Below are 21,272 nucleotides of genomic sequence, written 5' to 3' on the forward strand. Positions count from 1 at the left end.
GCTCAGAGGAGGTTGGGCACGTCGGTGCTGATCGGCACTGCCAGCACGGTGGGTCGGTCCGCGCGCAGCCCGGCGGCGAGTGCCGCGCCGAGATGGTCGGGGGTCTCCACCACCTCGGTGACGCAGCCGTAGCCGGCCGCGATTGCGATGATGTCCAACCCCGGCAGGTCCAGGCCAGGCACCCCGGGAGTGTCCTTCAGCTCCGCGAACGCCTTGAGGATCGCGTACTGCTGGTTGACCGGGACGACGACCACCACCGGCAGGGCGAGGCGCGCGGCCGTCCACAGAGCCTGCACCGAGTAGTGGAACGAGCCGTCGCCGATCACCGCCACCACGGGTCGCCCGCGCCCGGTGTCCCGCTCGGCGAGTGCCACCCCGATCGCGGCCGGCAGGCCGTAGCCGAGGCCTCCGCTGGCCATCGTGAAGTACGACGCCGGGCGACTGATCTTGAGCTGACGGCGCAGCGCGGACAGATTGGATGGTGACTCCTGGACCAGCACGCCGTCCGCCGGCCAGTGCGCGGCCAGCGCGGCGAACAGGGCGTCGGCGCTCAGTGGAGCGGTGACCTCGGGCGGTGCCGGTGCGTCCCGCCGTGGTGGCGGCTGCCGGTCGGCCGTCGGCACCCGTTCGACCAGCGCTGCCAAGGTCAGCCCCGGATCGCCGAGCAGGCTGTCCCCGACCGGGGCGCGGGCGGCCTCGTCGGGGTCGTCGGTGACGTGCAGCAGCCGGGCGCCGTCGGGCAGGTGCCCGCCCGGCACGTACGGGTAGTAGCGGAACACCGGGGCACCGACGACCAGCACCGTGTCGTGCCCGCGCAGTGCCTCGGCCAGCGGACCGATCGCGTACGGCAGCACACCGCGAAAGTGGGGGTGGTCCTCGGGGAAGACGGCCCGCTCGGTGGCCGGGGCCGACCAGACCGGTGCGGCCAGCCGCTCGGCCAGCGCGACCGCCGTCGACCAACTTCCGGAGCGGTCCACCCCCGGCCCGTACACGAGCACCGGGTTGTGGCTGCCGGCGAGGATCCGGGCGAACTCGTCCAACCGCTCGGGGTCCGGCGCGAACCGGGTGGCCACCGAGCGCGGGGCGGGCGGCGGGTCGGCGGTCTGGGCCCAGTCGTCCATCGGCAGCGAGAGGAAGACCGGCCCGGCGGGTGGCTGCACGGCCGTCGCGTAGGCCCGCAGCACCGCTGCGGGGATGTCCTGCGCCCGGGCCGGCTCGTAGGCCCACTTGACGTACGGCTGGGGAAGCTCGGTGGGTCGGCGGTTGGCCAGCCGGGGTTCGAGCAGCAGCATCTCCCGGGTCTGCTGGCCGGCGCTGACGATCAGCGGGGTCTTGTTGTGCCAGGCGGTGACCAGGTTGCCCATGCCGTTGCCGGTGCCCGGTGCGGTGTGCAGGTTGACGTGGGCGGGTCGCCCGGTCGCCTGGGCGTACCCGTCGGCCATCGCCACCGCTGTCGCCTCGTGCAACGCGTGGACGTAGTGGAAGTCGGCGGGAAAGTCCCGCAGGAACGGCTCCTCGGTGGAGCCGGGGTTGCCGAAGACCGTGGTCATGCCGAGGGTGCGGAGCACGTCGTATGTCGCGTCCCGGACCGTTGCCATCGCCACCCGCCTCCGTGTTGCGGGCAGGGACGACCGCGGTCGCCCTCCCGATCAGCCGAATCTATCGGGATGTGGCGGACCTTTCGGGCGTTTCCCCGCCGTGGGTGGTCCGGATCCTTCGATCACCAGGAGGTTCACGGTCGGGTCATCGACACTCCGTCTCAACTGTCCGATCACCCGCCGTTCAGACCTTAGCCAGCACCCGGGACGCAGGCTATGGTGCCAGGCATGGCGTTGACAGCGCGGCTGATCCCGGCGCACCGGGCGGATCCGGCAGATGACCGATCCCCGGCGCCGGCTCACGGTTGACGGGTGGGTGGGATGCAGGGAGAGGGTCAGGCGATCGGCGGACGAGCCATGGAGTCGATGACCGGGCGGCTGCTGGTCGCGACTCCGGCGCTCAAGGACCCGAACTTCGACCGTACGGTGGTGCTGCTGGTCGCCCACGAGCCGGGCGGTGCGCTCGGCGTGGTGTTGAACCGCGCCACCGAGGTGCCGGTGGCCGAGGTGCTCGGCGACTGGAGTGACCTGGCCCGGCACCCGGCGGTGCTCTTCGAGGGTGGCCCGGTGCAGCCCGACTCGGCCATCTGCCTGGCCCGGATGCGGCACCCGATGCGCCGGCTGAAGGGCTTCCACCAGGTCTCCGGGGCGGTCGGCACGATCGACCTCTCGGTCGACCCGGAGCGGCTGCGCGAGAGCATCGGCGGCATCCGCGTCTTCGCCGGCTATTCCGGCTGGGGCAGCGGCCAGCTGGAGCAGGAGATCGCCGACGGCTCGTGGTTCCTGCTGGACGCGTTGCCCGGTGACGCCTTCGTCGACCGGCCCGACGACCTGTGGCCTATGGTGCTGCGCCGGCAGGGCGGGATGATGGCCGCGGTCGCGCACTTCCCGCCGGACGTGGCGCTCAACTGACCCGGCTCGGCGGGGGACCCCGCGAGATGACCATGCGGGCCGGTCTGTGTATAGTTTCCCAGTGCCCGGGCGACCGGGACAACAGCAAGGGGCCGTGGCGCAGCTGGTAGCGCACCACACTGGCAGTGTGGGGGTCAGGGGTTCGAGTCCCCTCGGCTCCACCCTTGTGAAACGCCCTGACCGGCGATGAACCGGTCAGGGCGTTTTCCGTTGCGGCCGGGCCTGGGTTGGCGCCTAGCGCACGATTGGTGACCACTCCCGCTGGCTGATGATCGTCACACCGGGCGTGCGGTAGTAAGCGTCCTCCGCGAGGGTCGCGGCGAGCGCCTCGGCATCCGGGACGTCGAAGATCAGGAGCGCGCCGGAGTCGTCGGGGAACGGCCCGGCCATGACCAACCGGCCCTCCTGGCGCAGCGCCTGGAGGCGCTCCCGGTGCGCCGGCCGCGCCGCGAGCCGGTCGGGTTCGTCGCCGAAGGACAGCTCCACGATGAACACGGTTCCTCCTCCTGGGGCCGATCCTTCGGAAAGCACCCTAGTCGATGCGCCGCACCACCGCCGCCGCACCGACCTGGCGGTGCGCCCGCCTGACCCGCCGCACGCGAAACGCCCTGACCGGATGTCCCCGGTCAGGGCGTTTGTCGACTGTATGTCCGGTGCGGGCTGGGTCAGCCCTGGCGGCTCTTCCACTGCGGGTTGGCGCGGTTCACCACGACCACCCGGCCGCGACGGCGGACCACCACCGAACCCGGCTTCTGCTTCAGCGCACGCAACGAGCTACGTACCTTCATGTCTGCCTCCTCGGTGCAAGCGGTTCCGAGTATCGAAACGCCGCACCCACCCGCCGGATTCCCGTCGGCCAGCCGTCGAACCTTTGCCGCCCGCTGGCCGTACCAGTGGGCGGAGGTCATCCTCATGCCCGTACGCCGGCTCTTCGCCATGGTGCTGGTCGCTGCCGCGACCGTGCCGCTGGCAGCCACGCCCGCCGCCGCACACGGCGCCCCGACCAACCCGGTCAGTCGGGCGGCGGCCTGCGGGCCCGAGGGCCGGTACGCGGCCACCAGCGCCTGCCGGGCGGCGGTCCAGGCGGGCGCGGCGGTGCGCGAATGGGACAACGTGCGCGTCGCGGCGATCAACGGTCGGGACCGGGAACGGATCCCGGACGGTGAGTTGTGCAGCGGTGGGCTGTCCGCGTACCGGGGGCTGGATCTGCCCCGGACCGACTGGCCGAGCACCGAGCTGACCACCGGCGCGAAGTTCACCTTCACGTACCGGACGACGATCGAGCACCGGGGCACCTTCCGGCTCTACGTCACCAAGCCCGATTACGACCCCCGCGCGCCGTTGACCTGGGCGGATCTGGAAGCGCGCCCGTTTCTGACGATGAAGGACCCGCCGGTGCGGGGCGGGGCGTACCAGTTGGCGGGTCGGCTGCCGGCGGGTCGCGACGGTCGGCACCTGATCTACACGATCTGGCAGAACTCCAGCACCCCGGACACCTACTACTCCTGCTCGGACGTGGTGTTCCGTGGTGCCAGGGCCGCCGCGTCGAAGGCCACTTCGTCGAAGGCCACCGCGCCGAAGAGCGCGCCGCGTACCGCTGCTAGTGGGTCGGCGCCGAGCGGCACGGCGGTGGTGGCGGCGGCCGACCCGGGCGTGCCGGTCGCGTCGGTGACGAACCTCGGCGGCCGGTGGCCGGTGCTGGCCGGCGCCGCCGTCGCGCTGGTCCTGCTGCTGTTGCTGATCGGCGCGGGCCGGCGACGTCGCGGCGCCGCCGCACCAGTGGGCCGGCAGTGCGAGGTACGCAACCACCGGGCCGGGCGGCGTCGGATCTGGTGACCGACGCCGCCCGTGCCCGGCGGTGTTCAGCCCAGGTGCCGATCGAACCGCACCTGGCCGGTCTCACCTGAGGTTCAGCTCCAACGTGTCGGCGCTTGCCCCGCCGCCGCAGGTGAGCGCCCCCGCCACGAAGTAGCCGCGATCGCCGACCCGGGCGGCGCCCAATCCGTGCCGGCCCTGCGGCAACGGCGACAGCGTGGTCCAGCGGTCCTTGCGGGGGTCGTACGCCGTCACGTCGTCGTAGGTGGTCTCGTCCGGCCTGCACTCGCCGCCGGCGTACACGATCCGGCCGTTGAGCACGACTGCGGCTCCGGCGGAGCGGGGCGTCGGCAAGGGGGCTGCCCTGCTCCACCGTCGGGTCCGAGTGTCGTAGACGTCATGGCGTGCGAGGCTGTCCTCCCCGTCGGCGACCCGGCCGCCGAACACGTGTACGCGATCGCCGATGACGGCGACTCCCGCGTGGTCGCGCGGCTCGACCGGCAGTGGCTCGGCCGTGGACCAGCTGCGCCGCGCCGGGTCGTACGTCAGGTGGGTCCGGACGGTGCCGTACCCCATGGAGATCGGCGGATCCGGCAGGGTCACGACGGTGTGGGAGTCCCGTCCGCCGAGCAGGTGCAGCTTTCCGTTCACCGCCGCGACGCCGACCGAGCCCAGCTTCTGGGGCATGTCCGGCAGCCGGCTCCAGGCGTCGCGCAGCGGGTCGTAGGCGTAGGCCACCTGCTGCGGGTGCATGTGCACGATGTCGGTGAAGCCGCCGAAGGCGTACAACTTTCCGTTCAGCCCGGCCACACCGACGTGCGTGAGGGGGCGCGGCAGGGGCGCGTGCTGCCGCCACCGGTCCGTACGCGGGTCGTAGCTGGTCACCAGGGTCGTCGCCCACGTTGGCTGCTCGTCGCCGTTCTGCACGGTGCCACCGACGACATAGACGCGGCCGTCGAGCGCGGCCACCCCTACCTCCGCCCGTGCCGTGTTCATTGGCTCCCTGTCGCTCCACACAGCTCGATCGTGGCCGGCGGGTGATTTTGCCGACGCGCTGCCGGCCGACGGCACCTGCCCGAGGCCGGCGACGGACAACGCAGCTGCCGCCAACGTCGCCGCGACGATGCGATAGTTCCTCTTCAATTTTGCTCCAAAGTGGGTAGTGGCCGACGGTTCGGTGGTGCGGTCTGTCATGCCCGAGGCGCGATCGGGGCCTTCGAGTGGCGACCCCAGGCGACGAAGAGCGCGAGCACGATGAACAGGACGTTGACGGGCGTGTCCGCGGCCTCTCCCCGGGAGAGGTGGAAGATGATCGCGGAGGCTTGCAGCGCGACGCACCCGAGAGCCGCGAGCACTGTCACTTCGGGCCTGATCCGGGTGAGCGAGGGCAGGAGCACGCCGATCCCGCCGAGGATGTCGAGTGCGGCGGTCGCGTAGAACAGGCCCGGTGGGACCTCGCCTGCCCAGGCGAACGCCTCGGCGACCCGCTCGATGGGCGTGACTATTTTCCAGACGCCGCCGCCCGCGAAGATCAGCGCGAGGGCTCCCTGGGCGACCCACAGGCCGATGGTGAGTGCGCTGACGGGTGGTGTCCGCAGCGTTTGTGCAGGGTCGGTCATCACGAGTTCCTCTCGGGTAAGCATGTCTCCGAACCTAGCCTAGTCGTTCAGTAATAGACAAGACGTTCAGAAGTTGTCGGATGGTTTGGCTGTTCGGTAGGGTTGGTGGTCGTGGAGCAGGAAGCCGACAACGTGGATCCGAGGGTTCAGCGGACCCGACGGGATGTCGTCGACGCGGCCACGGCGCTGTTCCTGGAGCAGGGTTGGGCGGCGGTGACCCACGCCGAGGTCGCGCACCGGGCGGGCTACTCCAAGGCGACTCTCTATGCACACTGGCCAACGCGCCTGGACCTGGTTCGGGCGTCGGTCGATCAGATGTGTGCCGCGGTCGGGCACCCCCAGTTGACCGGCGACCTACGCCACGACCTGATAGCGGGCTTGCTCGATTTCGGGCAGGACCTCGCCGACAAGCACCTCGTCAGGGTTTTCGGCGGGCTCCTTGAGCGGGCCGGCAGTGACCCCATCGTCGATGAGCTGCGCGAGCGGCTCTACGCGGCCGGGACCCGGTCGCTGGACTCGGCGCTCCGCTCTCACCTGCGGGCCGAGGATGTCGAGCCTTCGCTGGCGCTCCTGGTGGGCGGGGTGCTCGTGCGCGCGGGTTTCCAGGCTCAACCGGCGGATCGGCCCTTCGTCGAAGACCTTGTCGATCGGGTCCTGGCCGCGGCGAGGCGGGACGACGCGCGATAACCGTCAAGCCGTTGCCGGCACACCCTGCCCAACAACCGCGTTGGCCGGCACCCGGGAAGGGTGCCGGCCAACGTCGTATCGCGGTATCGCGGGCGCTCAGCCCAGCAGTCGGTCGATCTCGGCCAACTCGTCGGCGGTGAAGTCGAGGTTGTCGAGCGCGGCGATGTTGGTCTCCAGTTGCTCGACGCTGCTCGCCCCGATGATCAGGCTGGTCATCCGCGGGTCGCGCAGGGCCCAGGCCAGCGCCAGCTGCGCGAGGGACTGCCCGCGCCCCTCGGCGACCGCGCCGAGCCCTCGGATGGTGGCCATCTTCTCCTCGCTGAGGTCGCTCTCGTTGAGGAAGACGCTGGTGCGCACCCGGGAGTCCGCCGGGATGCCACCCAGGTAGCGGTCGGTCAGCAGGCCCTGGGCCAGCGGGCTGTACGCGATGCAACCCGCGCCGACCTGCTCCAGCGTGTCGAGCAGGCCGTCGGACTCGGTCCAGCGGTTGAGCATCGAGTACGACGGCTGGTTGATCAGCAGCGGCGTACCCAGGTCGCGCAGGATCGCGGCGGCCCGAGCGGTCTGCTCGGAGTTGTAGTTCGAGATGCCGACGTAGAGCGCCTTGCCGGAGCGGACGGCGGCGTCGAGCGCGCCCATCGTCTCCTCCAGCGGGGTGTCCGGGTCGAACCGGTGCGAGTAGAAGATGTCGACGTAGTCCAGCCCCATCCGGCCCAGCGACTGGTCCAGAGACGAGATCAGGTTCTTGCGGGAGCCCCACTCGCCGTACGGGCCGGGCCACATGAGGTAGCCGGCCTTGCTGGAGATGACCAGCTCGTCCCGGTACGCCCTCAGGTCGGTGGCGAGCATCCGGCCGAAGTTCTCCTCCGCCGAACCGGGCGGCGGGCCGTAGTTGTTGGCCAGGTCGAAGTGGGTGACACCCAGGTCGAAGGCGCGCCGGACGATGTCGCGCTGCCGTTCGAAGGGGCGGTCCGGGCCGAAGTTGTGCCAGAGCCCGAGGGAGACAGCGGGCAGCCGCAGGCCACTGCGTCCGCTGCGCCGGTAGGTCATGGAGTCGTAGCGGTCATCCGCGGCGAGGTAGGTCACGATCGTGAGCCTAGCTCTGGCCCGCGCTGCCGGGGATCACGCGTGTGAACCAGGACATCGGGGTAGTTTCGACGCCATGCGTTTCATTGCTCTCGACACCCCCAAACCGCTGTCCAAGATCGGGCTGGGCACCTGGCAGTTCGGTTCGCGGGAATGGGGCTACGGCCCGGCCTTCGAGAAGCAGGCGGCGCAGATCGTCCGGCGGGCCGTGGAGCTGGGCGTGACGGTTTTCGACAGCGCGGAGATCTACGGCTTCGGGCGCAGCGAACGGATCCTCGGTGCCGCCCTCGGCGACGACCGACCCAAGATGGTGGTCGCCACCAAGATTTTCCCGGTGCTGCCGGTGGCCGCGGTGGTGCAGCAGCGGGCGGTCGCCTCGGCGGCCCGGCTCGGCGTCACCAGCATCGACCTCTACCAGGTGCACCAGCCCAACCCACTCGTCGCCGACCACACGACCATGCGTGGCATGCGGGCGTTGCAGGACGTCGGGCTGGTCGGCGAGGTCGGGGTGAGCAACTACGGGCTGCGCCGCTGGCAGGTCGCCGAGGCGGCGCTCGGCCGGCGGGTGCTCAGCAACCAGGTCCGCTACAGCATGCTGGACCGCGCACCCGAGCAGGACCTGCTGCCGTACGCGCGGCAGACCGGTCGGGTGGTCATCGCGTACAGCCCGCTGGCGCAGGGCTTTCTCTCCGGCCGCTACGACGCGAAGAATCCGCCGAGCGGGGCGGTCCGGCGGGCCAACCCGTACTTCCTGCCGGAAAACCTGGAACGTGGCGCGGTCCTGATCGACACCCTGCGCCAGGTGGCCGACGCGCACGACGCCACCCCCAGTCAGATCGCGCTGGCCTACCTGCTGCGACACCCGAACGTGCTCGCCATACCCGGGGCCTCCGGGGTGGAACAGATGGAACGCAACGCCGCCGCCGCGGACATCGACCTCGCCGACGACGAGTACGCGGCACTGGCCGAGACCGCGAAACGCTTCCGCCCGGTCACCGGCCTCGCCGCGATGCCGGCGATGGTGCGTGCCCGGTTCGCCAGCCCAACGGAGAAGTGAGCACAGTGGACGACATCACCGCACTGATCCTGGACGACCACGCCGCCTTCCGGCGCGGCTTCGCCCGCCTCGACGACGCCCGCGACGAGCAGGAGATGCTCGCCATCTGGGACGCTCTCGCCCTGCACCTGGACATCCACGCCGAGGCGGAGGAGGCGATCCTCTACCCGCACCTGGTCAAGCACGGCGACGACGGCGAGGACGAGACCGCCGACGCCATCGGCGACCACAACAAGATCCGGGACGCCATCGCCGAGGCGAAGCTGCACCCGGTCGGTTCGGAGCAGTGGTGGGAGGCGGTCGGCACCGCCCGCCGGGAGAACAGCGAGCACCTCGCCGAGGAGGAGGACGAGGCGCTGCCCGACTTCCGCCGGCACGCCAGCACCGAGCTCCGCGCCGAGCTGGGCCAACGTTGGCTGACCTTCTACGGCGAGCACAAGAACGGCCGCAACCTGCCGTTCCGCGACAAGGACCCGCAGCAGTACGTGGCCGACCACCGCTGAGATCTCCCCGGCACGGGGGAGTCGCCGATCCTGGTTCCGGCATGAGAATGACGAGGTGACCCTCCGAGCGGTGCTGACCCCGCTGGTCGCCGGCACCACCTGGCGACGCGGCGTGTTCCTGCTGCTCGGCGGCGTGCTGGCCCTGCCGTACGGGGTCCTCGTGGTGACCTTCGCCCAACTGCTCGCCGACTCGGAGATCCCCCGCCCACTGGTCTACGCGCTGCTGGTGATCGCGGCGCTGATCGCCGTGGTGCCGCTGCTGCTGGACGGCAGCCGGGCTCTGGAGATCGCCGCCGTACGGGCGCTGCTCGGCATCGACCTGCCCGAACCCGCGCCGGGGCACACGGCCGACCGGGAGACCCGGCTGCGCAGCGCGCTCTGGATCGCCACCCACCTCATCGTCGGCGCGCTGGTGATGGTCGCGCTGTTCAGCGCCCTGCCGATGGCACTGGCCTTCATCGCCCAGCAGTTCGGCATCGGCACCGAGCTGACCAGCCGAGAACGGTTCGGGCCGCTGGACGGGCGGGACAGCGGCTGGCTGACCCTGAGCGGGGTGGCCCTGCTGGTCGGCCTCGGGTACGCCGTCGCCGGCCTCGGCGCGCTCGCCGGCTCGATGGCGCCGGTGCTGCTCGGCCCCGCCCCGGCGGAGCGCATCGCCGCCCTGGAGGCGCAGGCCGTCCGGCTCGCCGAACGCAACCGGCTGGCCCGGGAGCTGCATGACTCGATCGGTCACGCCCTGACCGTGGCCACCCTCCAGGCCGGGGCCGCCCGCGAGGTCCTCGACACCGACCCGGAGTTCGTCCGGCGGGCGCTCACCGCCATCGAGGAGACCGGACGGACCGCGATGGACGAACTGGACCACGTGCTCGGGCTGCTCCGGGAAGGCGGCAACGACCGACCCGTGGTGGCGCCGCAGCGTACGCTCGCCGACCTGGACCGGTTGGTCACCGACGCCCGCGCGACCGGGCTGGCCGTGCACGCGCATCGCGTCGGCGACCCGGCGCGAGTGCCCGCGGCGGTCTCCCGGGAGGGCTACCGGATCGTCCAGGAAGGACTGACCAACGCCGCCCGGTACGGCGAGGGGCCGGTGACGTTGCGGCTGGACCTGCACCCGGGGGCGCTGGAGTTGGAGCTGGTCAACGGGATGCGCCGCCGCCCCGAGCGGGCTCATCCGGGGCGCGGCGGTCGAGGCCTGGACGGCATGCGGGAGCGGGTGCTGCTGCTCGGCGGCGGAATCACCGTGGGGCCGGACGGTGACCGCTGGCTGATCCGGGCCCGCCTGCCCTACGAGGAGACGCGATGACCACCGGAGTGCTCATCGTCGACGATGACGAGCTGATCCGGATCGGGCTGCGGGCCATCATCGACGCCCAACCCGACCTGAGCGTGCTCGCCGAGGCCGCCGACGGCGCCGAGGTGCCGCCGCTGGTCGCCCGGCACCGACCCGACGTGGTGCTGATGGACGTGCGAATGCCCGGCATCGACGGCATCCAGGCCACCCGACACCTGCTGGCCACCTCCGCCGACCCACCCCGGGTGCTGGTGGTCACCACGTTCGCCAACGACGAGTACGTCTACGAGGCGCTGCGCGCCGGCGCCTCCGGCTTCCTGCTCAAACGGGCCCGACCCGCCGAGGTGGTGGAGGCCGTCCGGGTGGTCGCGGCGGGGGAGTCGCTGCTCTTCCCGGCCGCCATCCGCCAACTCGTCGGGGCGTACGGGCCGGCCGGCGGCGACCAGCTGCGCGCCGCCCGACTCACCGACCGGGAGGCCGAGGTGCTGCGGTTGATGACCACCGGCCGGTCCAACCCGGAGATCGCCGCGGACCTGGTGGTCGGCGTGGAGACGGTCAAGACGCACGTCGGCAACGTGCTGGCCAAGCTGGGCGTCCGCGACCGTACGCAGGCGGTCATCGCCGCCTACGAGTCCGGCTTCGTCACCCCGTCCGGCTGAACGGTCCCTCCACCGGGGGAACGGGTTCACCGCCGGCCGGGAGGGAATCCGGCTGGCGTCCGTCGAGGCTGTGAGCATGACAACGATCACTGCCTCCCCGCCTCGATCCGACTCCCGCTGGCCCGATCGGCTGGCCCCACTGGCCGCCGGCTGGCTCGGCCTGTGGGGTGTGCTCGCCCTGGTCGGCACCCTCACCGGCGCCGGCTACCCGTTCGGCGCCAACGACCACAACGGCGGCGACGTCAACCTGCTGCGCCTGGTGCCGGTGGACCTGGCCACCCCGCTCTTCGCCGGCGTACTGCTGACCGCCGCGGTGGCCGCACTGGCCATGAGCCGCCCCGCCGTACGCCCACCCGGCCCGCTACGGACGCTGCTCGCCGGTTACGGCTGGGCGGTGGCGTTCGTCCTCGCCGTGGTCGTGCCGGACGTCCGGGTGCTGCTCGTCCTCGGCTACCTGCCGATACTGATCGTCGGTGCGCCGTTCGGCTGGCCGCCGGTCGACTACGCCGACATCTTCAACTGGGCGCTGTTCGCCCGGTTCGCCGCGCTGGCCGGCGGGCTGCTGCTGGCCGGGGCGGTGCTCGCCTGGCAGCGTCGCACCGCCGCGGCCTGCGTGGGCTGCGGTCGCGGCCACACCGACCGAGGGTGGACCACCCCGGCCGCCGCCGCCCGCTGGGGCCGGTGGGCCGCCGGCATCGCCGCCGTCATCCCGTTCACGTACGCGCTGACCCGGTTCGCCTGGGCGGCCGGCATCCCGCTCGGCATCTCCCGGGAATTCCTCACCGAGATGCAGGACAGCGGGCTGGTGTGGGCCGGGTTCGGGCTGGGCGCGTTCGCCACCGTCGGCGCGATCCTCACCCTCGGGCTGGTGCAGCGCTGGGGCGAGCGGTTCCCCCGCTGGATGCTCGGCGTGGCCGGTCGTCGGGTGCCGGTGACGCTGGCCGTGGTGCCGGCCACCCTCGTCGCCATCGCGGTGACCGCGGCCTCGTTCGGACTGCTCAGCAACCCCAGGTTCTGGGAACTCACCGGCGGGCTCAGCCTGACCGGGGCACCGATGCTGCTCTGGCCGCTGTGGGGCGTGGCGCTCGGCGTCGCCACGTACGCGTACCACCTGCGCCGCCGCGGAGCCTGCCGGCGCTGCGGTCGGGGTTGATCCGACATGTCGCCGCGGCCGGTCACCGGATCGATGGTCCTTCCCGCCCGGACGCCGGATTTTGGATGGCCGGATGGCCGAGAACAATGTCTGCGGACCGCACTCTGGCGTTGAACCGGATGACCCGCCCGACCCACCGCGCAATCAGCGTGAGGCCGCTAGGATGACCCGGTTCGTCGGCGGGGTCGGCGTTACGTGACGGGTCTCGGCCCGGCGGTTTCCGCACAATTCATTGCTCACTCGGGCGCGAGTCCTTTTCGCGGGTGGACGGATCATGATGGATACGACCGATGGCGCACCGCAGGGCACCCTCGTGGATCTCAGTGACGTGAGCCTGGCTGATCTTCAGGAGTTGGACCAGTCGGTGTTCGCCCACTCGCTACGCCGAATCCTCGACGAGATCGACCGCCCGCAGGAGGCGGTCGCCGGGTGGAACTCGGCGATGTGAGGATGCCGGGCGGCGGGCGCGGCATGACGGGGACCGTCACGGTAGCCGAGGGCGGCGTCGCCGCCCGCCCACGGCCCGTCCCGTTCTCGGAGTTCATCCTCAAGGTCCACAGCAGGTGCAACCTGGCCTGCGACTACTGCTACATGTACGAACTGGCGGACCGCAGCGCCCTCTCCGACCCCATGCTGATGGCCCCGGCGATCTTCGACCACGCCTGCCAGCGGATACGTGAACACGTCCGCGCCCACGACCAGACCGATGTGCGGATCGTCCTGCACGGTGGTGAACCGCTCCTGGTCGGCGCCCCCAACCTGGCCCGGATGGCGGACCGGCTCCGGGAGGCGGTCGCGCCGTCGCAGGCCCAGGTCAGCGTGCAGACCAACGGCACCCTCCTGACTCCGCGCGCCCTCTCCCTGCTGGCCGACGCCCGGGTGCGGGTGGGCGTGAGTCTGGACGGAGACCGGACGTCGAACGACCGGCACCGCCGGTACGCGTCGGGCCGCAGCAGCTACGACGAGGTCGACCGGGCCCTGCGCCTGCTCGCCGAGCGGCCCGACTCGTACGCGGGTGTGCTCTGCGTCGTGGACCTCGCCGCCGATCCCCGAGAGACCTACGAGACGCTGGTGTCGTACCGGCCGCCGATGGTGGACTTCCTGCTCCCGCACGCCAACTGGGAGGCGCCGCCGCCGCGGCGAGGTGACGGCCCGAGCCCTTACGGCACCTGGTTGGCGGCCGCCTTCGATGCCTGGTACGACACCTCACCCCGGCTGACCCGGGTGCGTCTCTTCGAAGAACTCATCAATCTGCTGTTCGGAGGGCGGAGCCGGACCGAGTCCCTCGGGCTGAGCCCGGTGGCCGCCGTGGTGATCAACACCGACGGGGCGTACGAGCAGGTCGACACCCTGCGCTCCACCTACCCCGGTGCGGTCGGCACCGACCTGACCGTCTTCACCGACTCCCTTGACGACGTGCTGCGGCACCCCGCCGTCATCGCCCGCCAGGTGGGAGTCGAGGCGCTCGCCGCATCCTGCCGAGCGTGCCCGGTGCACCGCGTCTGCGGTGCCGGCAACTATCCCCACCGGTACCGGGAGGGAAGTTTCACCAACCCGTCCGTCTACTGCCCCGATCTTCTGCTGCTCATCGCCCACGTGCAACGACGCCTGCGAGCGGACCTGGCAGCCATGCCCCGGGAGCGGTCGTGACGGGATACCACCGGCTCGCCCCCGACGACCTCGCGGCGCTCGCGGCTGGCCTCGGTGACCGGCGGACGATCCGTCTGCTGCGTGACGGTCAGGTGAGCAAACGCATGCTTCAGCTGCGCGCGCTCCTCGACACGGCCGCTACGGAGGAGACCGCCCGACACTTCGCGCTGTGGGCCACGGCGGCGGACCGGTCGCCCGAGGCGGGGCCGGCGGTGCTGGCCCTGCCGCACACCGGTGCCTGGTTGGCCACCGCGCTACGCCGACTGCGTACGCCGACGCCGTCCGGTTCGGCGTCCGCCGCAGCGGTCGGCCGGACGACCGGCGGGTTGGTGGTGGAGGCGGCACCCGAGTGGGCCGCCGAAGCCGAGCTGACCCCGCTCGGTTCGATCGCCGCGGTGGCGGCCCTCCGGGCCGGAATGGACTTCGAGCTCAGCGTCACACCGCGCGACGGGGCCGTCTACCTGCCCACGCTCGGGCTCGCGCGGGTGGGGGACGCGCGGCGGGTGACCATCAGACGGGCGGGGTCGCAGCTCCTGGTCGGGCCGGTCACGGTGTCGCTGGCTCCTCCGCCGGACGCCGGGCCGGGTGCGGAGACCGACGGATGGTCCGGCCTGCACCGACTGTGCAGCACCGCCGACGGGTTGACGCTGCGGATCACTCTCGACGATCTCGACCCGTACCGGGACCGGCACCAGCTGTGCGCCGCGGACCGGCTCACACCCGCCGAGGTTGCCGAGTGGCAACGGCTGCTCGACGACGCGTGGCCGATACTGGTGCGCCACCACCGTCGGCACGCCGAGGCGATCGCCGAGGGCCTGCGCTGCCTCGTGCCGCTGCTGGCCGATTCGGTCAGCGCAGGGGTCAACGTCACCAGCATGGACGCCTTCGGGTCGGTCTCGATGACCCGTCCGATCGACGGGGAGGCGTTCGCGCTCGGCCTGCTGCACGAGTTCCAGCACGCCAAGCTCGGTGCGACGATCGACGTCGAGCCCCTCTACGACCGCGACGACCGTCGCTACTACTACGCCCCCTGGCGCGACGATCCGCGGCCTCTCGGCGCCGTCCTCCAGGGTGTCTACGCCTTCATCGCGGTGACCGAGTTCTGGCGGGCGCGTCGTGCGTTGCGCAGCGGCGGCCCGGCCCGGTTGGCCGAGGTGGAATTCGCTCGCTGGCGCGACCGCGTGTCCCGCACCTGCGCGGACATCGAGTCCTTCGGCCGTCTGACCGCGGCCGGCCGCGAATTCGTCGCCGGCCTGCGGCGGGTCATCGACGACTGGCGGGACCCGGTGGACCCGGTGGCGGCCGAGCTCGCCAGGGAGGCCGCCGAGGACCACTGGACGGTCTGGCGACTGCGGAACCGCCGGCCGGACCCGGACGCCGTCCACCAGCTCGCCGCCGCCCGCACAGCCGGCCTGCCGTGCCCCGCCACCATCGTCACGCTGCGGGTGGAACCGGCCGACGGCCGATGGCTGAGCCTCAGCCCACGGCTCGACCTGGTGCGGTTGCGGTTGAGCGATCCGGAGCGGTTCATGCGGCTGCGCACCGGCGCGGAACGCCTCGTCGACGCACTGCCCACGGCGTCCGACGGTGACCTCGCCCTCGCCGCCGGGGATGACCTGGCCGCCCGCGAGAGCTACCGCGGGCAGGTGTGCGCCGATCCGGAGCAGCTCTCCGCCTGGGTCGGGCTCGCCCTCGCCGAGCAGCGCCTGACGGCGGCGGAGAAGACCGGCGGCGCCGACCCGGAGCTGTGCCGTGCGGTGTACCGGCGGCTGCGCGCGGCCGGGCACCCGGAGGATCCACTCGAACTGGCCCGCTGGCTGGCTCCGGTCACCTGCGTGGCGGCAGCGGGCATCGAGCACGACGGCGCGTCGTCGGCTACGTCGGTGGCGGTTCCAGATCGCAGTTGAGGCGGTTCGCCTCGACCAGGGCGATGGTGTTCGGGTGGCTGTCCCCCAGGACGCGGCGGAAGAGGGGCATCACCGTGTCACGCAGAGCGCGGGCACCTCGGTGGTCTCCGGCGACACTCAGACTGGTGGCCAGGTTGTTCGCCACCGCGAGGGTGTCCGGGTGGGACGGGCCGAGGATGCGCTGCGCCCGCTCGTAACAGTCCTGGTCGGCGGCGAGAGCCGCCGCGAACTCCCGACGCCCGTACCAGCAGTTGGCGAGGTTGATGTTCGCGGCCAGCGTGTACGGATGATCGGCGCCGACCCGTTCGGTGAAACGGTTGACGACCTCGTCGGACAGCGTGAAGGCCGCCTCCAGATCCCCGGCCTTCCGGAGGAAGATCGCCAGGTTGTTGCCGTACGCCAGGGTGAACAGATGGTCCTCGCCCATCGCGTCTCGATACCACCGGTACACCGGGCGTGCCCGGCGGAGCGCGCCCGCGTCGTCCTCCAGAGCGGACTCGTCGCAGGCCAGATTCATCGCGGCGGCCTGCACGTCCGGATGGTCGGAGCCGTGCCGACGGCGGGAACGGACCAGCACGTCCGCGCTCAACGCGTGGGCCCGCTCGAACTCGCCCAACTTCCGGAGGGTCACCGCGTAGTTCTTGGTCACCCGTAGCGTCTCGCTGTCCTCCTCGCCGAGCACCTCCCGGTCGGCCTCCACCGCTGCCTCCAGGACCCGGCGGGACTCGGTGAGGTCGCCGGTGTCGCGCAGGTCGCGGCCGTACTGCCCCTCGGAGAAGAGGGTGTACGGGTGCATCGGACCGAGCGTCTCCCGGCGGCGGGCCAGCGTGCGTTCGTTGAGCCGCAACGCCCCGCGCAGATCGCCGACCAGCCGGAGCGACAGGGCCAGGTTGTGCGCGGCGATCAGCGCACGGGAGTGTTCCTCGCCGAACACCTCGCGGGCCAGCTCCTCCGTGCGAGTGTCCAACTCGCGCGCCCGTTCGAAGAACCCGAGCGCCCGCAGGTCCGCGGCGAGGCTGCCCGCCACGATCACCGTGTATTCGTGGTTTTCGCCGAGCGTGGCGGAGAGCCGCTGGTACACGTCCTGATCGATGTCGTACGCGGCCTGGTACTTCGCCTCGAGGCGAAGCGCGTTGGCGAGGTGGAAGCGCATCATCTGGGTCGGCGGGTCGTCAGCGCCATGCTCCGCCCGCCACGCCTCGATCGCCTTCTCGGCCAACTCGGAGCAGGTGCCGAAGTCGACCCGGGTCCACATGTAGCGGGCCACGTCGAGCAACAGTTGTCGGACCTCCGGCTGGGGCGAGTTGAGGGTCTTCGACGGCAGCAGATGTGGCCAGAGATCCGCGTAGATCGGCCAGTTGCGGGGCTGGTCGGGGTCCTTCGGGTTGGCGGCGGCGAGGATCGCGTGCACGTGACGCCGGTTCTCCGCCTTGGCCTCGTCGGACAGGGACTCCCGGATCAGTTCCTGCACCAGTGGGTGCATGCGGAGGCTGGCCTGATTGCCGTCGTCACCATGGTCCTGCGTACGGCCGCGCCCGCCAGCGCGCACGCTGTCGATTCGCGCCAGCGCGTACCGGCCGACATCCCGCAGCGCGCGCCCCATGAGCAGGGGATCCCGTACCGAGGGATCGTAGGGGAGCAGCACGTTGATGAAACTGTCGTCGTAGAGCAGCGACATCGGGATCGGCTCGGCGGCGAAGAACGCGCAGACCTCCAGCAGCTTCGCCGCCGCCGGGTTGCGTTCCCGCAGGCTCTCGAGTGAGACGAGCCAGGGCTCCGCGCCGGTCTGTTGATAGTCGGTGGGGAGCTCGTCGGAGAGCATGCCTGGCAGATACCGGCGCAGTCGCTGCAGATACCGGGCGGCCGATTCGCCGGTGGTGGCGAGCCATGCTCCGGCCTGCTCGACGGCGAGCGGCAGGTCGCCCAGGCGGTCAGCGACCATCTCGGCATCCGACAGGGGCAGGCGTGGGATTCGCCGCCGCAACAATGCGGTGCTCTCCGCGCGGTCGAAGGCACCCACCTCGAAGCTGCGGGCGTGCCGTGCCCAGAGGTGGTTGCGCGTGGTGACGAGCACGTGGCCGGGCCCCTGCGGCATCAAATCGTGCAACTCGGCGGGTTCGTCGGCGTTGTCGAGGACCAACAGCCACCGGCGGAAGGGATCGCCGCGGCGCAGGGCGTCCAGCACCCACTGGACCCGCTCGGCGACGTTGCCTCCGAGGGGTGTGTCCGCCATGTCCGCCAGCCGGTCGGCGAGCGAGGACAGAGCGAGCCGCATGACGCTCGGTTGCTGCGCGGAGATCCACCAGACGACGTCGTACTCGGCGCGGAAGCGGTAGGCGTACTCCAGAGCGATCTGGCTCTTACCCACACCACCCAGACCGTGCAACGCGAGCGGGGTGTGCTGGGCCTCGGCCGACGACAGCCAGTCGCGCATCTCCTCCAGGAGTCGGCTGCGCCCGACGAACTGGACGTTACGCGGCAACGGCACCCGCCAGACCGGCGGCTCGTTGCCGGGGAACCGCCGTCGTTGCCCGGCACCCTCCGGGTCGGTCGCCGGACGGGCGGGATGGTCCAGTGCCTCGAGCAGGCGCCTGGCGGCCTCCTCCTGCGTGGCGCCCACCAGGTCCACCGGAACGCGCTCCAGGAACACCGCCGGCGCCCGGGAATTGTCCAGCCGGACGGGCACCAGGAAGTTGCCGCCGCTGCCCGACTCGTAGGTGGTGGCCTGGGACCACAACTCGCTGGCGTTCGACGACTGCATGTATTCCTGGGACAGCAGCACCACCAGCCGGGCGGCGTCCTTGAAACCAGCGGCCGTCGACGTCCCCCCGCCAGGGCTGGCCGGAAAGTCGACCTCCCGCATCACCGTACGCAGCCCGGCCGACCGGAGCTCGTCGCTGACCCATTCGGCCCACGACCGATCGAGGGACACGTAGCTGACGAACACGTCCGGGGTCTCGCCGGAGATGCGTTGCCGCTCGAACTTGGCCAGCCACTGACGGCGAAGCCGATCCACCATGGCCGGCAGGCTGTCGACCGCGTCCTCGGTGATCGCCTTGGTCAGCCGCTCGTACGCGGCGAGCAGCGTGCGCTCATGGTGGGCCCGGTCGCCGAACCCCGCCAGGATCTCCTCGTACGCGTAGTAGGGCTGGTAGGGGATCTCGATCTCGCCCCAGTACCTGTCGCTCTCCTCCACGGAAGTCCGGGGGAGCAGAGGCGCGAAGCGGCGACGCGCGTGGTCCCGGCCCGCCTCCAACTTGAGCTGCTCGGCGTTGTCCACCCGCATCGGCACCGGCAGGATCCGTACCGGTCGGTCGCCGCGCTGCCGGATGATGGAGCGGGTGACGCCGGCAGCTCCGTCGATGCTCTGGTCGTTGAGCGTGAAGGAGGTCACCACGACGTCGGGTAGCCGGACGGTGCAGATGCCCGCGCCGTCGCTGACACCGGTGCGGCTGTCGATCAGCACGTAGTCGTAGTTGTCCCGCATGCTGGCGGCCAGTGCGTCGAGGAAGCTGTTGCCGCCCAGCTTCTCGAAGAACGCCTGCCAGTCGAAGGTGCTCACGGCCTTGGTGTACGCCGTGTCCTGTCGGCCGGCTGGCAACAGGTCCAGGCTGCCCGGCGGAATCGGACCGGCGGAAGGCCGGACGGCCGAGGTGGGAGCGGGGAACTCCCAGTGCAGCGAGACGGCGTGGTGCAGCACGTCGGCGGCGCTGCCGATCCAGTCCTCGTCCTCGGTTTCCTCCAACGGTCGAACGACTGCCTCGGCGTAGTCGCGGACCATGTCGATGACCCCGGTCGACGTCCGCAGATCCTTGTCGAGGAGGAACGGGTGAAAATACTTGTGCAGACCAGGGGATTCCAGGTCCCAGTCGACCGCGAGCACCCGGTAGCCGTTGGCGGCCAGGATCCAGGCGACGTTGGCGAGTGCCATGGTGCGGCCGGTGCCACCCTTGTACGAGTAGAACGTAATGATTCGACCCTCGACACCATCGCCGGTGATGCCCGGGTCAGCGCTCGTCGTCACGGCCGTCCTCCGGTGTGGTGTCGTCGCCCTCCGCGCCCCAGGGCCCGTCGATGCGTGGTGGTCGGGTGTCCGTGGCGAGGCTGGGGGGCCGGTGCACCGCTCCTCGGCTGAACACCCGGTTACGAGCGACCTCCAGGACCTCCGGCAGCTCCTCCTGGAAGGCGCGGTGGGTGAGGATGTTGGACCGGTAGAGCTCGTCGTCCGAGGCCAGGTCGTCGAAGATCTCCCGACACGCGCGCGACAGTGACTGCCAGTGCTCCCGGGTCTCCGTGTCGTCGCGACTGCTCGGGATCAGCACCGCCGTGGTGCCACCGTCGCGCAGGGAAGCAGTGGCGTGGGCGGCCAGCGACTGTCGTTGCTCGGGCAGGCGAGTCAGCCAGGCGTCGACGATCAGCACCAGGATCTGGTTGTAGCGGGCGGCCTGCTCGGCGCGTCGGGCCAGCTCCGTCAGGTCCACCACCGTTGACCGGTAGCTGTGGTCGGCTGCGATCTCACGGGCGTAGTCGACGACCGGGTCGGGCAGCGGCGGCCCGTACGGTGCCCAGTCCAACGCATGGTTGCCGTACGTGGTCACGTACTGGCGTACCGTGCTCATCTCGTCCCGGTGCGAGGCCGCGACGATGAAGTGGACCAGCATCGGCGCGAACTGGTCGACGTCCGCCGCGAGCTGCCCGGGTGCCTGGTGGAAGGCGCTGGGTGTGGCGCGCAGGTCGATCGTGCGCTGGCCCTCCGGCAGCGGATGCTCCTCCACGCTGGACACGATCTGGTTGGCCAGTTCGAAAAGGAATGTGCGGTAGTCGTCGCTGTGCCGTTGCAGTCGCATCAGCTGCCGCACCCCCAACCGCTGATAGAGGTCGCCCAGGCTGTGGGAGGAATATTGCAGCGGGGAGGCGACCGGATGGATGCGGCCGGGTCGGGCCGGGATCCACATCAGCGGTTTGAGGAGCGAGCTGTCCACCCCGTTCTGTTGGTCGTAGCGGGCAGTGCGGTCGGCGAAGATCCGCCATTCCTGGCCGCAGGGCTCGCTCTGGAAATATCTCGGTGTCATCAGAGCGAGGAAGGAGCGGCACGTGGTCAGCGCCTCGACCAGCCGCTGCGGCCACCGCTCGCCCAGCAGGATGGTGCGATCGACGAAACCCACCCGCTCGTCGCGGGGCAGACCCGCGATCAGCCGTACCTCTGCGCTGAGATCCTCGTAAAGACGTTGGACCAGTGCGTCCTCGTCGCCCCTCGCGTAACTGAGGAAGAAGTACAGCACCGCACCTCCGCGCCGGGAGAGGTTGACCATCGGATGGCCGGGCCGTGACCCCG

The 21,272-nt window shown here is 71.2% G+C and carries 19 protein-coding genes and 1 tRNA gene; 12 read left to right on the plus strand and 8 right to left on the minus strand.

All coding sequences use genetic code 11. The features are described 5' to 3' along the window. Nucleotides 1–2: 2 nt before the first annotated feature. On the minus strand, nt 3–1,598 hold the full coding sequence (gene mdlC / locus HNR22_RS24275; RefSeq protein WP_179782270.1) for a benzoylformate decarboxylase: 1,596 nt from the start codon (nt 1,596–1,598) through the stop codon (nt 3–5). A 321-nt stretch (nt 1,599–1,919) separates the two neighbouring features. On the opposite strand from mdlC, the gene HNR22_RS24280 reads away from it, so the two are divergent. Together HNR22_RS24280 and HNR22_RS24285 are read left to right on the plus strand one after the other, a co-directional pair. Then, entirely contained in the window at nt 1,920–2,510 is a 591-nt protein-coding gene (locus tag HNR22_RS24280) for a YqgE/AlgH family protein (protein ID WP_088946335.1), read from the plus strand. Between the two features lie 88 nt (nt 2,511–2,598). Then, nucleotides 2,599–2,671 (plus strand) — tRNA-Ala (locus tag HNR22_RS24285). A 73-nt stretch (nt 2,672–2,744) separates the two neighbouring features. Here the strand turns inward: HNR22_RS24285 and HNR22_RS24290 are convergent. Both HNR22_RS24290 and HNR22_RS24295 read right to left on the minus strand, forming a co-directional pair. After that, a complete protein-coding gene (locus HNR22_RS24290; protein ID WP_179782271.1) occupies nt 2,745–3,005 on the minus strand; it encodes a YciI family protein in 261 nt (86 codons plus the stop codon). A 170-nt stretch (nt 3,006–3,175) separates the two neighbouring features. Further along, nucleotides 3,176–3,298 carry a 50S ribosomal protein L36 gene (locus HNR22_RS24295; RefSeq protein WP_030490864.1) on the minus strand — a complete coding sequence of 41 codons (123 nt, stop codon included), beginning with the start codon at nt 3,296–3,298 and terminating at the stop codon, nt 3,176–3,178. Between the two features lie 124 nt (nt 3,299–3,422). Here HNR22_RS24295 and HNR22_RS24300 point away from each other — a divergent pair, with 124 nt between their 5' ends. Continuing rightward, nucleotides 3,423–4,346, plus strand: a complete 924-nt coding sequence (locus HNR22_RS24300; RefSeq protein WP_179782272.1) for a lytic polysaccharide monooxygenase auxiliary activity family 9 protein — start codon at nt 3,423–3,425, stop codon at nt 4,344–4,346. Between the two features lie 63 nt (nt 4,347–4,409). Here HNR22_RS24300 and HNR22_RS24305 read toward each other — a convergent pair whose 3' ends face one another. Both HNR22_RS24305 and HNR22_RS24310 read right to left on the minus strand, forming a co-directional pair. After that, nucleotides 4,410–5,321: a Kelch repeat-containing protein gene (locus HNR22_RS24305; protein ID WP_218906665.1), complete on the minus strand. Its 912-nt coding sequence runs from the start codon at nt 5,319–5,321 to the stop codon at nt 4,410–4,412. A gap of 194 nt (nt 5,322–5,515) precedes the next feature. Further along, complete coding sequence (locus HNR22_RS24310) at nt 5,516–5,944, minus strand: DoxX family protein (RefSeq protein WP_179782274.1); 429 nt, start codon at nt 5,942–5,944, stop codon at nt 5,516–5,518. Nucleotides 5,945–6,055: 111 nt separating this feature from the next. Between HNR22_RS24310 and HNR22_RS24315 the strand changes: the two genes are divergently transcribed. After that, nucleotides 6,056–6,631: a TetR family transcriptional regulator gene (locus HNR22_RS24315; protein WP_218906667.1), complete on the plus strand. Its 576-nt coding sequence runs from the start codon at nt 6,056–6,058 to the stop codon at nt 6,629–6,631. A 96-nt stretch (nt 6,632–6,727) separates the two neighbouring features. Here HNR22_RS24315 and mgrA read toward each other — a convergent pair whose 3' ends face one another. Further along, entirely contained in the window at nt 6,728–7,717 is a 990-nt protein-coding gene (gene mgrA, locus HNR22_RS24320) for an L-glyceraldehyde 3-phosphate reductase (RefSeq protein ID WP_179782276.1), read from the minus strand. 76 nt (nt 7,718–7,793) lie between these two features. Between mgrA and HNR22_RS24325 the strand changes: the two genes are divergently transcribed. The 8 genes from HNR22_RS24325 to HNR22_RS24360 all read left to right on the plus strand — a co-directional run bounded on the left by HNR22_RS24325 (nt 7,794) and on the right by HNR22_RS24360 (nt 15,937). Beyond that, nucleotides 7,794–8,774 carry an aldo/keto reductase gene (locus tag HNR22_RS24325; RefSeq protein ID WP_179782277.1) on the plus strand — a complete coding sequence of 327 codons (981 nt, stop codon included), beginning with the start codon at nt 7,794–7,796 and terminating at the stop codon, nt 8,772–8,774. Continuing rightward, nucleotides 8,771–9,277, plus strand: coding sequence for a hemerythrin domain-containing protein (locus HNR22_RS24330; protein WP_088946339.1), 507 nt, complete (start codon nt 8,771–8,773; stop codon nt 9,275–9,277). Before HNR22_RS24325 ends, HNR22_RS24330 begins: the two co-directional genes overlap by 4 nt. A 55-nt stretch (nt 9,278–9,332) precedes the next feature. Beyond that, nucleotides 9,333–10,580: a histidine kinase gene (locus tag HNR22_RS24335; RefSeq protein ID WP_179782278.1), complete on the plus strand. Its 1,248-nt coding sequence runs from the start codon at nt 9,333–9,335 to the stop codon at nt 10,578–10,580. Continuing rightward, a complete protein-coding gene (locus HNR22_RS24340; RefSeq protein ID WP_179782279.1) occupies nt 10,577–11,227 on the plus strand; it encodes a response regulator transcription factor in 651 nt (216 codons plus the stop codon). The genes HNR22_RS24335 and HNR22_RS24340 overlap by 4 nt, the downstream gene beginning before the upstream one ends. A 76-nt stretch (nt 11,228–11,303) precedes the next feature. Next, nucleotides 11,304–12,380 carry a hypothetical protein gene (locus HNR22_RS24345; RefSeq protein WP_179782280.1) on the plus strand — a complete coding sequence of 359 codons (1,077 nt, stop codon included), beginning with the start codon at nt 11,304–11,306 and terminating at the stop codon, nt 12,378–12,380. Between the two features lie 274 nt (nt 12,381–12,654). Beyond that, nucleotides 12,655–12,828 carry an FxSxx-COOH cyclophane-containing RiPP peptide gene (gene fxsA, locus HNR22_RS24350; RefSeq protein ID WP_088946343.1) on the plus strand — a complete coding sequence of 58 codons (174 nt, stop codon included), beginning with the start codon at nt 12,655–12,657 and terminating at the stop codon, nt 12,826–12,828. 23 nt (nt 12,829–12,851) lie between these two features. Continuing rightward, entirely contained in the window at nt 12,852–14,030 is a 1,179-nt protein-coding gene (locus HNR22_RS24355; protein ID WP_179782281.1) for an FxsB family cyclophane-forming radical SAM/SPASM peptide maturase, read from the plus strand. Beyond that, nucleotides 14,027–15,937 carry an HEXXH motif domain-containing protein gene (locus HNR22_RS24360; protein WP_179782282.1) on the plus strand — a complete coding sequence of 637 codons (1,911 nt, stop codon included), beginning with the start codon at nt 14,027–14,029 and terminating at the stop codon, nt 15,935–15,937. Before HNR22_RS24355 ends, HNR22_RS24360 begins: the two co-directional genes overlap by 4 nt. On the opposite strand, the gene fxsT is transcribed toward HNR22_RS24360, so the two are convergent. Together fxsT and HNR22_RS24370 are read right to left on the minus strand one after the other, a co-directional pair. Continuing rightward, on the minus strand, nt 15,906–19,961 hold the full coding sequence (gene fxsT / locus HNR22_RS24365; RefSeq protein WP_179782283.1) for an FxSxx-COOH system tetratricopeptide repeat protein: 4,056 nt from the start codon (nt 19,959–19,961) through the stop codon (nt 15,906–15,908). The two genes, HNR22_RS24360 and fxsT, sit on opposite strands and share 32 nt — an antisense overlap. Beyond that, nucleotides 19,945–21,219 carry a TIR-like protein FxsC gene (locus HNR22_RS24370; RefSeq protein ID WP_179782284.1) on the minus strand — a complete coding sequence of 425 codons (1,275 nt, stop codon included), beginning with the start codon at nt 21,217–21,219 and terminating at the stop codon, nt 19,945–19,947. Before HNR22_RS24370 ends, fxsT begins: the two co-directional genes overlap by 17 nt. Between the last annotated feature and the right edge of the window lie 53 nt (nt 21,220–21,272).

Origin of the sequence: Micromonospora jinlongensis, from assembly GCF_013410645.1 — a bacterium.
In the GTDB taxonomy this organism is placed as follows: Bacteria; Actinomycetota; Actinomycetes; order Mycobacteriales; family Micromonosporaceae; genus Micromonospora; species Micromonospora zamorensis.

Coding starts and splice junctions, on each gene's coding strand:
- mdlC (WP_179782270.1), bottom strand. CDS start 1,598: ATGGCAACGGTCCGGGACGCGACATACGACGTGCTCCGCACCCTCGGC.
- HNR22_RS24280 (WP_088946335.1), top strand. CDS start 1,920: ATGCAGGGAGAGGGTCAGGCGATCGGCGGACGAGCCATGGAGTCGATG.
- HNR22_RS24295 (WP_030490864.1), bottom strand. CDS start 3,298: ATGAAGGTACGTAGCTCGTTGCGTGCGCTGAAGCAGAAGCCGGGTTCG.
- HNR22_RS24300 (WP_179782272.1), top strand. CDS start 3,423: ATGCCCGTACGCCGGCTCTTCGCCATGGTGCTGGTCGCTGCCGCGACC.
- HNR22_RS24305 (WP_218906665.1), bottom strand. CDS start 5,321: ATGAACACGGCACGGGCGGAGGTAGGGGTGGCCGCGCTCGACGGCCGC.
- HNR22_RS24310 (WP_179782274.1), bottom strand. CDS start 5,944: ATGACCGACCCTGCACAAACGCTGCGGACACCACCCGTCAGCGCACTC.
- HNR22_RS24325 (WP_179782277.1), top strand. CDS start 7,794: ATGCGTTTCATTGCTCTCGACACCCCCAAACCGCTGTCCAAGATCGGG.
- HNR22_RS24340 (WP_179782279.1), top strand. CDS start 10,577: ATGACCACCGGAGTGCTCATCGTCGACGATGACGAGCTGATCCGGATC.
- HNR22_RS24345 (WP_179782280.1), top strand. CDS start 11,304: ATGACAACGATCACTGCCTCCCCGCCTCGATCCGACTCCCGCTGGCCC.
- fxsA (WP_088946343.1), top strand. CDS start 12,655: ATGATGGATACGACCGATGGCGCACCGCAGGGCACCCTCGTGGATCTC.
- HNR22_RS24355 (WP_179782281.1), top strand. CDS start 12,852: ATGACGGGGACCGTCACGGTAGCCGAGGGCGGCGTCGCCGCCCGCCCA.